Origin of the sequence: Psychrobacter sp. CLB018 (assembly GCF_041222815.1) — a bacterium.
Classification (GTDB): domain Bacteria; phylum Pseudomonadota; class Gammaproteobacteria; order Pseudomonadales; family Moraxellaceae; genus Psychrobacter; species Psychrobacter faecalis.
The window spans coordinates 1,604,437-1,616,819 of record NZ_CP166085.1; the positions used below are offsets into that span (position 1 = coordinate 1,604,437).

Here is a 12,383-nt window from a genome sequence, read left to right on the forward strand (position 1 = left end):
AGTCAATGTATTTAGGTCATAAGTTAGATATCTGAACGTAATTCTCTATTAATTAACCCGTATTGCGTAGACCCGCTGCCAAAGCATTGATACTACGGATTAATGGATCTTCAACACTAAAGTCACCGTCATCATATATAGTGTCTTTTTGTCTGGCACGTTTCAACAACTCGATTTGTATGTAGTTAATCGGATCTAAATAAGCATTTCGCCACTGCAGTGACGCGGCAAGGTTTTGCTGATGTGCCAATAATGATGTCTGGTTAAGCAAAGAATTTAAACCTGAAAATGTCAGCTCGTGCTCATCGATTACCGCTTGCATAATCTTTTCACGTAATCCCTCATCTTCACATAACTGACTATAAGCCTGAGCAATGCTCATCTCAGACTTGGTAAACGCCATTTCAATATTACTAATAAATACGTTAAAAAATGGCCAGCAACTGTTCATCTCCCTCATTAAAGCTTCGTCTTGTTTAACACTATGAAGAGCACTACCTACGCCATACCAAGCTGGTAGGGTAAAGCGCGCTAAAGACCAACCAAATACCCAGGGAATCGCCCGCAAGGTTGTCTTACTAGGCAGACCTTTGTTACGGTGCGCTGGGCGTGAGCCGATATTTAATAAAGAGATTTCCTGCACTGGCGTCACTTGTGAGTAGAACTGATAAAACCCTTCGGTATGGTCAGTAAGCGTACGATAACTTTGTTCACCCGCATCGGCTAGACGCGCAAAGAGTGCTTCATAATTTGGTAGTTCAGGCGGTTGCACCACAAATCTTGTTGAGCACGCTTTGAGGGTACCAGTGATGCCCATGGTTAGCTCAAACACAGCGGTATCGGTGTTGGCATATTTGGCATAAAGGACTTCGCCCTGCTCGGTGACTTTAATTTCTCCATGCAGTGTCCCTGCGGGCTGAGCGGCAATTGCATTATGTGTTGAGCCGCCACCACGACTGACAGAGCCACCACGGCCATGAAACAAGCGGGTTTTGATACCATATTCCTCAGCGATACGGTTAATGGTTTGCTGCGCGCTATACAGCTGCCATGCAGAGGTGATAATACCGCCATCTTTTGATGAATCTGAATAACCCAGCATGATTTCTTGCGTGTTATCTAAGTGTTGCAGCAACCCTCGATAAAGCGGATTATCCAAGACGGCAGGTAAAATCTTATCGATATTTTTAAGGTCTTCGATGGTTTCAAACAAGGGTGCGACGGGTAAGTCAGCGGACAGTTGCCCTTCGTCATTCACTGTACATAAGCCTGCAAAGCGCATGAGTAGTAACACTTCTAATAATTGACTGGCGTTATTGGTCATTGATATGACGTAACTGCCGAAAGTATCTTGCCCGACCAGTTTACGTAAGGTTGCCACAGAGTTCATCAAAGCCAATTGTTCGCGTGTTTTATCACTCAAGTTATCGGTATAAATGAGCGGTGTACCGGGCTTTTCAAGTAAGCGCGTTAGCCATTCTTGGCGCTCAGTTTCAGTGAGCATTTGATAATCTGGCAGATTAGAGGCATTGGCAAAAATATCAGCTATCACCTCGCTATGATAAGAGGACTCTTGACGAATATCGAGCGCTGCCAAATGAAAACCACAGGTTTTGACCAAACGAATCATATCAAGTAATAAGCCTTCGCCATGTGCCGTATCGTGAGTATTGACACTTTTCCGAATGATGCGTAAATCTTCTAACAATTCTTGCGGATTGGTGTAAGCATCTTTTTCAGCCTCGCTATCACTACCTTTGCTTTGAATATGGCTATTAGTCGATTTTATTTTGGCAAGAATAATCGATAACAGTCTTCGGTACGGCTCATTGTTGTAATCGTCAGTATTGTAATCAAAGACTCGTCTGTCGAGCTCACGATAACTTTCAATTTTTGTATACACGTCAGGTTCGATAGCGACAATTGTATCGCTGTGAATCAGTTCACGACGCAATTTTTTGATCAACACTTGATAGTGACGCAAGACGGTATTGGCATGCATCAATACGGCCATTTCTGTGGTGTCATGAGTGACAAAGGGATTGCCATCTCTGTCACCACCGATCCAAGAACCAAAGCTCATGAACGCCGGTAAGGGATAGTCTGTTAGCTCAGGATAGATATCAACAATGGCGTCTTTAATATTACGGTAAACTTTGGGAATGGCGCTGAATAAACTGGCATTGAAATAATGCAGGCCATTATTGATCTCGTCATAGACTAAAGGTTTACGCGTCCGTACTTCATCAGATGACCATAATAAATCAATGGTTTGCGCCGTTTGTTCTTTCGCTTGCTCATAGGCGAAACTGTTTTCAGGAAGATTATTCAAAGCATCGCTATGCTTGAATAAACTCTGCAATAGATTCATCGTCGTACGGCGACGCGCTTCAGTCGGATGGGCGGTGAATACTGGGATAAATTTTAGTTGCTCAATCAGCTCTTGCATTTGGGCGGGTTCAATATTGCGCTCACGACATTCAAGCAGCGTACGCCGAAACGAGCCTTCCCAGCTATGTTCCGATTGCATACGCAAGGCTTGACGTTGTTCTCGTAAGTAATTTTCTTCACTGAGATTGGCTAAGAAGAAATAGATAGAAAAGCTGCGGATGACATTTTTTAAGGTTTGGTTGTCTAACGAGGCAATAAAGTCGATGAGTTGTTGCTGGTTCGCTGCGTTAGGCGCCCGGCGTTGCTGGATAAAACCTTGGCGTAGGGTTTCAATCGTGTTGAGTGTTTGTTCGCCCGTTTGCCGAGAAATCGCCTCTCCTAGAAATGAGCCTAATAAGCTGATGCGTTCACGTAGTACGTCGTTATCAATAGTCATCCTTGATCTCCTGATCAAATTCATTCAAATATAGTCGTGCGGTCTTAAATGTAGGTTTTCTATGGTGTAAGCCATTTAACCTGTTTATGTGGATCTCGAAGCTCTCGCTTCTCATCAGCCAAGACGTTGTCAGCTTTATGTATTAATCATTTATTTTTTGGTGATACTGGGTCAGCCATTCCTGTAATGGTATATCTGTCTATCCCTAGTCAGCCAACAATATTATGAGTTTCATTATTACGATTGATGACTAAACTAACGGCTTCAAGTTTAATTCTCCAGCTTTACTAAACAGTCAGAATTAATATCAGCAATCGTTTTGGCACCAGTCAAGGTCATTGCGACGCGTATTTCTTTATCTAGCAGTTCTAACAAATTGCTTACCCCTGCACCGCCATCCGCTGCTAAAGCATAAATAAAAGCGCGCCCTAGCATGCAAATATCAGCGCCCAAAGCCAACATACGCACAATATCTAAGCCATTACGTATACCAGAGTCGGCTAAAATTTTAATCTCTCCTTTAACTGCATCGGCAATAGGAGGCAGAGCACGTGCACTGGATAAAACACCGTCCAGCTGTCGCCCACCATGATTCGATACGACTATGCCGTCGGCTCCAAAACGCACCGCATCTTTGGCATCTTCTGGGTCCAAAATACCTTTGATGACCATAGGCCCATCCCAGTACTCGCGAATCCAATCTAAATCTTTCCAAGAAATAGAGGGGTCAAAGTTATTACCTAGCCAGCCTATATAGTCTTCCAATCCTGTTGGCTTACCTAAATAAGTAGAGATATTGCCCAGATCGTGCGGACGGCCATTTAGCCCTACATCCCATGCCCATTGCGGATGCGTCATAGACTGTAAGTAACGGCGCATAGCAGCATTTTTACCGCTCATACCAGAGTGCATATCTCGGTAGCGTGCCCCTGGTACTGGCATATCTACCGTAAAAACCAAGGTCGAACACCCCGCCGCTTTGGCACGCTCCAAGGCATTTTTCATAAAACCTCGGTCCTTTAATACATAAAGCTGAAACCACATCGGACGGTTAATTTTAGGCGCTACTTCTTCAATCGGACAAACCGAAACTGTCGACATGGTAAACGGAATGCCTTTTTGATCGGCTGCCATAGCGGCCTGCACTTCTCCGCGGCGGGCATACATACCTGTCAGACCCACGGGTGACAACGCGACAGGCATAGACAGAGTTTCATTAAATAACTGCGTCTCGAGACTAAGCAGTGACATATCATTTAGTACACGTTGTCTAAGGGCAATTTTCGATAAATCTTCAACATTATGTTTTAAGGTATATTCCTCATAAGCACCGCCATCTATATAATGAAATAGAAATGGTGGCAGTCGGCGCTTGGCAGCAGCCCTGTAGTCGTTTGGAGATGAAATAATCATACGCTTGCCCTTATTCTGTTAAATATCTATGTAATATTTTTGAATCTCTAATTATTTATTGATTAGTGCTAAACGATGGATGCAATTGGCTTATTTTTGAAGCGGCAAGCTCAACCCACACTCACTATTACACACAGCACGAGCAGTTACGTTTGGTTTTCGACATTTTACCGATGCCGGGATTAAAGCTATTGGTTGGGTCTAGGCTTTTATAGAAATTCTGCAAATCAGGCTCTGCTTCGTATAGATGCCCTACATTATGCTCAGCAGGATATTTGGCTCCGCGTGCGCTCAATAGCTCTAACATCATCTTTTTAACAAGGTGTGCATCACTGCCCTTCTTCAAAATATAATCTTGATGAAACACATAGCAAAAGAAGTGTCCGTAATACAGCTTCATCTCTAAGTGTTTTTCAATTTCTTCAGGTAGGGTTTCAAGCCATTCTAATTCATTACGCGGTATGGCAATATCTAATGCCAATATCTCACCAACTTCTTTTTCATGTATGATTTCATAGCGTAATGCGGCACCGGCTGCCGCAAAACGATTTAAAAGCGCGCTTTCTGACTCTTCCTGGCTACATTCAAAATAGTTACCCGTGTCTGAAGCAGCAAAGAAGGTCTTCAGAAAATCCTGTGCCTCTGCTATCCCTTCATCACTCATTTTTAAGATTAGGTGATGCTCATATTGTTCACGATACTCAATCATGCGCTTCGGTAAATGCTTTGGAAATAGAGTAGCGATGAACTGCATGACTTTGTCAGTAAAATGCTTTGGCATCCATGACCACTTATGAAATTTAGCGTCAATAGCGCCTTTGATAGAAAACAATCTAGGTAAGGCATCTGTGCCGAGATGCTTAATACTTAGGAACGTGTCTTTACCGTATTTAGCGGAGACATCAAATATATCACGATGCATATACTCGCCCACTTCAGGGATATTGTCGAAGCTTGATAGTATCTGCCTTCTGAGCTGTGCAAGCTCACTCACACTGTTAGTGCCTATGTAAAAGGTTTTCTCTTTTGCCGCTATTGGATAAGTGTCAAGACGTACTGCAAACACCGCAAGCTTGCCAGCGCAGCCACTGGCTTCATACAGTCTGCGCTTGTCCGCATTAAAGCGACTGGGCGTGCTTGCATCAACGTCTTTTACTCTGGCGATGTACTCTTTGTCAGATGCGAGCTTGCCACTATCAGGTAATTCTCTTTTATCAAAATTACCATTTTGCAAATTAGTCAGTATTTCTTCTGGCGTATCACCTAGCTCTACGTCTAGATGATTAACCAATACCAGCTGTCCTTGTTCGTTTATTTGGGCAAACAACGCAAGCTCGGTATAGGCGGGCCCTCTTTTGACCAAAGCCCCACCAGAGTTATTAGATATACCGCCAATAATAGACGCGCCTAACGTCGAGGAACCGATGACGGAATGAGGCGCTCTATTGACAGCATTAAGCTGACTTTGTAGCTGATGCAATGTCGCACCAGGCAAGCTGATCACTTGCTCGTTGTCATTCACCAAATACAACTGGTTCATTGCAAGCGTATTAATCACCACAACTGGTCTATCGTAGTCATTACCGCTCGGTGTTGAGCCTTCAGTCAGACCTGTCTTAGCCGCTTGCATGATAATGATGCAGTCGCCTTCAACGCATACTTCTAGGCTACGCCAAATCTCCAGCAGTGTTTGCGGAAATAAAACGGCTAAGGCACTGCCACCACCAGAGCGCCACCCCATTCTATAGTGCTCATTTTTCTCTGGATCAGCCTGTACATTACTAGCACCCAGTAATTGTGTTAGCTTGTCTAGTACTTGATCAGGACTAAGCATGCCTTGAGAATCGCGATTTGACGAAGATATATGATGCTCCTTATCTTGTGATTGTGTGTCATTCATCATGCTAAGGGCCCTTGAAAACCAAAAATGTAAATGGCGGCCATGACGATGATGCCACAGAACAACACATAGTATATGGTGGGTAAAATAGTACGCCTAAGTGTGGCGCCCTCCATACCAAGTAAACCCACCGTTGCTGATGCAGCCACCACGTTATGTATGGCAACCATATTACCGGCTGCGGCACCAACAGCTTGAGACGCTATGATTAAAGAAGGTGAAATACGTAGGCTCACCGCCGCTTCATACTGAAATTGACTAAACATCATGTTAGAAACGGTATTAGAACCCGCGATAAAGGCCCCTAGTGCACCAATGGTAGAACTAATTAACGGAAAAGCGTTGCCAAAAGTACCCGCAAACAACTCGGCACTGGCGACTGGCATACTCGCCACATCTGATAAGTTTACCCCTGAATTGATAAAGATTCTGACCATTGGAATCGTAAAAACCAGTACAAAACCAGCTCCTAAGACCGTTTTAGTTGATTCTTTAAAGGCATTATTTAGTGCACTACCTGGTTTTTTAGTTTGCAGAGCAGCGGCAACCAAGGCGCTTATTACTAACAAGCCTCCAGGTAAGTACAGAGGACTAAAACTAGCGCTTACATCTGCCTCTCCTAAAACCGTCGTAAAATCTAACGTTGCACTGGTTAATAAGGATTCAAATCCAGCGAATACTCTTGAGCACACCAGTAAGACTGCAACGAGTAAATAAGGGAACCACGCCATAACCGCAGACATCTTTTTACTGGTTAAATCAAGCGTCACATCTTCTTTACTGACCACCAGTTTACCCATCCATTCGCTTGGCCAGTTTTTCTGAGGCGCAAAATCCCAAGTTGTTTTTGGGACTAAAAACCCTCTTTTAGCAGCGTTTACAACAATGGCTATACTAACTAAACCTCCGACCAGTGAAGGAAACTCTGGCCCTAAAAAAACACCGGTTATCATATAAGGGATTGTAAATGCCAAGCCTGCAAAAATCGCAAACGGCCAAATAGCGAAGCCTTCTTTCCAGCTTTTATTCTTACCAAAAAAGCGGGTGAGCATCATCACCATAAAAAGTGGCATAAACGTACCAATGACACCATGCATGATAGCCACTTGACTGGTAATCAGTTGTAAAAAGTCGCCCCACTGTAGTCCTTCTTGTGCCAGTTGAGCGCTAATGGCCGCTTTATCTAACCCATTATTTACCCCAATAACGATAGGCGTACCGACCGCACCAAATGATACAGGTGTACTTTGTATCATCATTCCCATCAACACCGCACCCAGCGCTGGAAATCCTATCGCCACCAGCAAAGGCGCAGCAATAGCGGCAGCTGTACCAAAACCTGAGGCACCCTCAAGAAAGCAGCCAAAGCACCATGCAATAATAATGGCTTGCACACGCCTATCTGGCGATACATTGGTAAACCCAGCACGGATAACGGCGATTGCACCAGTATGTTTTAATGTATTCAACAGAAAAATAGCACCAAAGACAATCCACAACACCGAGACAGTTATCACCAAACCCTGAATAATAGATGATGACACTCGGTTAAGCGTCATATCCCATATAAAAATGGCAAGCGCAGCGGTAACAACTAAAATGATAGGCATTGTTTTTTTAGCTGACCATTGCAAGCCTATAAGAAAAATACCACAGAGAACGATTGGCAGTAATGCCAAAAGCCCATATATTGTTTGATTCAAAATTACATCCTTTTGATTGTGCGATCTTCCCTGAACCAAGTCATCGCAGCCTTTATTTTGACGACTCAATGATGACTAAGTTGTATTAAACATTCACAAACAGGGACTGCTAATTTATCCAAGCCGTCTTGTAGACAAAACCGAGCACGACTTGCGACAGTCTATGGCCCATGTTCAAAAAGCCCTAAAATAGTCTACGCCTTGTTAATTAATTGATATATTGCATCAATGGACAATATTATTTTCCTTTTTTGCTATAATCTAATCCGCATTACGCCAATTGGAGCACAAGTATGGTCAAAGCTGACGATATGGTTTTATTTGTCCAAGTTGTTGAGGAAGGGTCATTTTCTAAAGTCGCTGAAAAGCTATCATTAACCAATTCAGTAGTGAGCAAGCGCATTGCAAGATTAGAAGAGAACTTAAATACTCAACTCATTTATAGAACCACTAGAAAGTTGAGCTTAACCGATGCCGGCAGGACGCTTTACGACAAAGCTAAAATTGCTAAACATGCCTTTCAGGAAGCTGAAGATGCAGTAACGGGTTACGGCGAAGATATGAAAGGCCATATACGTATAACCCTGCCTGTGGTCTCTGCGAATTTCATATTGAGCGAATCTATTGCTGAATTCTGTAAACAACACCCTGAAGTATCGGTAGAGTTACAAATTACCAATCGATTGGTTGACTTGATAGAGGAAGGATTTGATTTGGCAATAAGGACCGCTGAGCTTGAAGACTCATCGCTCATTGCAAGACGTCTTATAGATAGCCGATGGGTGATATGTGCGACGCCAGACTATTTAAAGCGATATGGTACGCCTCAAACCCCTGAAGAATTAGACAATCATGAGTGCATAATCTATAAGTTAGATAATACCTCTAACAACATATGGCCAGTATGTATAGACGGCACAGAGCAATTAATGCCTGTCCATGGTAGGTTTCATAGCAATCATCTTAGTGCGATTAAACAAGCCACGCTCAGCGATTTAGGCATTGCTTTTTTGCCCCAAGCGTTGGTCCATGAGGAGATACAACAACATACACTTACTCAGATTTTGCAACGGTTTACACGAAAGGAACTGGGCATGTATGCAGTATATCCTAAGGCCAGGCAACCAGATCAAAAGTTAAAACTGCTCGTTGCACATTTGCGAGACTCATTACATCGGAAACAGGCTTACTACTGCTAAGTAAAAAGCCTATTTTGATGTCTATAAAAAGATGAATGAAATAAAAAAGCTAATAGAGCCTTTCCTAAAAACTGTGTAACTGCTTATAATCCAATAACAGGAGAATAAGCAATGACTACTCAATCTGACATCAAGAAACTGGCCGAGCAAATGGCTGGTAGCATGAACAGTGAACCGCCCCGGTATTGTCGGAGACTCAACATTCTGAGAGAATACAACGATGAAAACACGACACTACACTCCCGAGATTAAAGAACGCGCTGTTCGTATGCTGATCGAAGCAGCAAACGACTATCCCTCCACATGGTCAGCTATTCAAGCCATTGCCCCTAAGATTGGCTGCACGCCTGAAACCCTGCGCTCATGGCACAAGAAGCATATAGATCAAACTATCCCTGCATCGGTACAAGCTCAAAGCCAAGAGCAACGTATTAAAGAGCTTGAACGCGAGAATAAAGAGCTCAAGCAAGCCAATGAGATTATACGTAAGGCTGCTGCTTTTTTCGCCCAGGCGGAGCTCGACCGTCCACCCAGATAATGGTTCAGTTTATTGATGACTATAGAGGTAGTTATGGGGTCGAGCTAATTTGTAGAGTACTACCGATTGCCCCATCAACCTACTACCGTGCTAAAGACTTAGAGGACTGCCCTGAGAAGCGCTCATTACGCAGTCAGCATGATGACTATTATCTCAGAGAGATTAAACGTATTTGGCAGGACAGTAAATGCCGTTACGGTGCGCGTAAAGTATGGCAGCAGATGAAAGCTGACGGGTTAAAGGTTGCTCGGTGTACCATAGAGCGTTTAATGAAGCAGTATGGTATGCAAGGCATCTGGCGCGGTAAGGGCAAGATCACCACCAACAGCCGTGACGACCAAAAGCGCGCTGATGACTTGGTCAATCGTAACTTTAATGCCCGTCGTCCTAATCAGCTTTGGGTTGCAGATTTTACCTATATCAAGACACTGAGTGGCTGGGTTTATACTGCTTTTATTATTGATGTGTTCGCTCGTGCCATTGTGGGCTGGAAAGTATCCAATCGCATGAACACCGATATGGTGATGGCCGCGCTCAATCAAGCGATAGCAGATAGGAATAATCCCAAAGATGTGATTCATCACAGTGATCGAGGGGTTCAGTATTTATCCATTCGCTACACAGATAAGATGGCTGACTGCGGTGTGATTGCCTCTGTTGGCACTACGGGTGATTCTTATGACAACGCACTGGCTGAAACGGTCAATGGGCTGTACAAGTCTGAGGTGATTCATTATTTAAAGCAAAACTGGACTGGTGTGAACGATGTTGAACTGGCAACCCTTGAATGGGTCGATTGGTTTAACAAAACACGACTGCATAGCACGATTGGATATGTGTCGCCCTTTGAGTTTGAAAAGCGGTATTATGATAATTTAATCCTGTCAGGCATTGCTGCCTGACTAAAGTAAATCAGCCTCCGATAAAGTCGGGGCGGTTCAAGATCATCAAGCAGCATCAGTTTACAGGTTCAATGAGCGGTAAAGGCAACTGCTTTGACAACGCACCCATAGAAAGCTTCTGGGGCATATTGAAGAACGAGCTAGTATATCACCAAGACTATAAAACAAGGTTTGCAGCTATCAGAGATATCATTGGATATATTGAGTTATATTATAATCAGACTAGGATTCAAAAGGGTTTAGGCTATAAATCGCCAAGACAGGTGTGGTTTGATTATTATCGTCAGGCTGCGTAATCAAAATCTCCCAAGTTTATATATACGGGATTGACGGCAGGGGTCACTATCTTTTGCGAGCAGCTCAGGAATCATCTGCTTGGTATGTTTGGCAATGGTCTTATTGATAGTCTGACGGGAAGGTTCAGGACTGTTTTTAAAATCAAGAGTGGTGACTTTACCACCGTAATAGCGCTGCACCGTATCCAAATAAGTTTGATTGGGGCTCAAGCCTTGATGTATCCATAAGTCATTAACCGTGCTTAAGTCATAATTTGAATTGGGTTTATTAAATTGATTGTAGAGCGCGGCACTATTGGGATTAAGGATAGCTGGCGTTGGATAATGAAAGGTCTTTTGGATTTGCTGCTTTGTTTCACCCTCTGCTGCGGCATAGAGCATAGCCATGGCAGTGGACAAGCTATAGGGCGAGAAGAAGATGTTTTTATCTGATTGTGCAGGTTGCTTATTTATCTGCTGATACAGATCAATAGCGAATTGATTGTTGGCATTAACGACTTGCTTGATACCTTCAGGCGTTGAAGCAGAGTCGTCAGCAGCGATATAGTTCTTATCAGTCTTTGGGGTTGAAGGGTTCTCAGTCTTGCTAACTACAGGTTTTTCGGCTGCCGCTTTTATCAGTTGATTGTCAACCAAGCTATTATTACAACCAGCGATTGCCAGTAAACTGCCTAAAGCAAGCATACCCATGCTGAGCTTAATCGTAGGCTTTTTATAAATGTAATAGTTACGGTTTTTCACGGCGCTGTACCTCTTTATAATTCGGATGATGTCCTGATTATATACAAGGGTTTAGGCTGATTTAGTAAACATATGCTAATAAATTTAAGGATGATATTTCAGATGAATACAGTGTATAAGGACAGCCATAAGCTTAAAAAATACTTAATCATATTTTTAGCAATCTTAATATCAGGTTGTATGACACCTTCAAAAAACATGATGAATAAAGCCACTAGTGAGAATAAAGTCCTGAAGACTGAAATAGAGGATATCTCTAATATATTAACACCGACATATGCAGATATATTTACATACCCTTTTGATCCTGAGGAACCCCAGTTAGACATGGGGGTCGGTGGACGATTGGTTGTAATAGAGGGTTGTTTATTAATAGAGTCAAGTGATGGCATGTTTTCTACGCCTATACTGCCTGAAGGAGTGACCTATTGGGATAAAGGTAAAGGCATTGTCTATATTTATGACAGAGGCTTTTTAATAGGTAATATTATTCGTTCAAATGGTATTGCTTTAGATAGTCAGTTTCAAAAAGTACAAGATATTTTTATATCAAAAGCGAAGCCCTCGTGCCTCAAACGTAGCTCAATATTGTTCGGCACTAAATTTGACTAGCAGGCAAATCAGCTTAAGAGGTCAATTATAAAGAGAGAGTGCTTTACAAAAGCCAAGTAGTGAAAGTGCTTTGCCATGTATGAAAAACTCAAATACTCATTTCAAGTATCTACTGAAGAATCAGAAGTATAATTCATTGATATAAATGATGATTTATTCACTCTAACCAAGAAGCAATCAGCAAGAATTGTGCTAATATCGCTACTTTTTCAGTATGGCTGGTTTTCTCATTTTGTAATGAAAAACCCCCTT

The 12,383-nt window shown here is 42.8% G+C and carries 8 protein-coding genes, 1 pseudogene and 1 other annotated feature; of the genes and pseudogenes, 4 read left to right on the plus strand and 5 right to left on the minus strand.

Going from position 1 to position 12,383, the window contains the following annotated elements; translation table 11 throughout:
• Window positions 1-52 precede the first annotated feature (52 nt).
• From ppc to AB8P72_RS06820, 4 genes are all read right to left on the minus strand, one after another.
• Window positions 53-2,827: a phosphoenolpyruvate carboxylase gene (gene ppc, locus AB8P72_RS06805; RefSeq protein WP_198327778.1), complete on the minus strand. Its 2,775-nt coding sequence runs from the start codon at window positions 2,825-2,827 to the stop codon at window positions 53-55.
• A 270-nt stretch (window positions 2,828-3,097) separates the two neighbouring features.
• On the minus strand, window positions 3,098-4,240 hold the full coding sequence (gene lldD / locus AB8P72_RS06810) for an FMN-dependent L-lactate dehydrogenase LldD (RefSeq protein ID WP_068408375.1): 1,143 nt from the start codon (window positions 4,238-4,240) through the stop codon (window positions 3,098-3,100).
• A 127-nt stretch (window positions 4,241-4,367) separates the two neighbouring features.
• Window positions 4,368-6,074 carry a D-lactate dehydrogenase gene (gene dld, locus AB8P72_RS06815; protein WP_068408377.1) on the minus strand — a complete coding sequence of 569 codons (1,707 nt, stop codon included), beginning with the start codon at window positions 6,072-6,074 and terminating at the stop codon, window positions 4,368-4,370.
• A gap of 65 nt (window positions 6,075-6,139) precedes the next feature.
• Window positions 6,140-7,843 (minus strand): L-lactate permease, encoded by a 1,704-nt coding sequence (locus AB8P72_RS06820; protein WP_102076855.1) that lies wholly within the window; start codon window positions 7,841-7,843, stop codon window positions 6,140-6,142.
• Between the two features lie 293 nt (window positions 7,844-8,136).
• On the opposite strand from AB8P72_RS06820, the gene AB8P72_RS06825 reads away from it, so the two are divergent.
• The 3 genes and pseudogenes from AB8P72_RS06825 to AB8P72_RS06835 all read left to right on the plus strand — a co-directional run.
• Complete coding sequence (locus AB8P72_RS06825; RefSeq protein WP_068408371.1) at window positions 8,137-9,042, plus strand: LysR family transcriptional regulator; 906 nt, start codon at window positions 8,137-8,139, stop codon at window positions 9,040-9,042.
• Between the two features lie 220 nt (window positions 9,043-9,262).
• Window positions 9,263-10,482 (plus strand): IS3 family transposase gene (locus AB8P72_RS06830; protein WP_313205693.1). Its coding sequence is split into 2 segments (ribosomal slippage): window positions 9,263-9,548 and window positions 9,548-10,482, totalling 1,221 coding nucleotides; the frame shifts between segments, so codons are not numbered across the junction.
• Window positions 9,538-9,654: a sequence feature (AL1L pseudoknot), on the plus strand. It overlaps the preceding gene by 117 nt.
• A 41-nt stretch (window positions 10,483-10,523) precedes the next feature.
• Window positions 10,524-10,778, plus strand: a pseudogene (locus AB8P72_RS06835) (IS3 family transposase); the annotation flags it as partial.
• On the opposite strand, the gene AB8P72_RS06840 reads toward AB8P72_RS06835, so the two are convergent.
• The gene (locus tag AB8P72_RS06840) at window positions 10,779-11,519 is read right to left on the minus strand and encodes a serpin family protein (protein ID WP_287045507.1); all 741 of its coding nucleotides are present in this window, start codon (window positions 11,517-11,519) and stop codon (window positions 10,779-10,781) included. It abuts the pseudogene before it with no gap.
• A 102-nt stretch (window positions 11,520-11,621) separates the two neighbouring features.
• Here AB8P72_RS06840 and AB8P72_RS06845 point away from each other — a divergent pair, with 102 nt between their 5' ends.
• Window positions 11,622-12,131: a hypothetical protein gene (locus AB8P72_RS06845; protein ID WP_068403484.1), complete on the plus strand. Its 510-nt coding sequence runs from the start codon at window positions 11,622-11,624 to the stop codon at window positions 12,129-12,131.
• The last annotated feature ends 252 nt before the right edge of the window (window positions 12,132-12,383 follow it).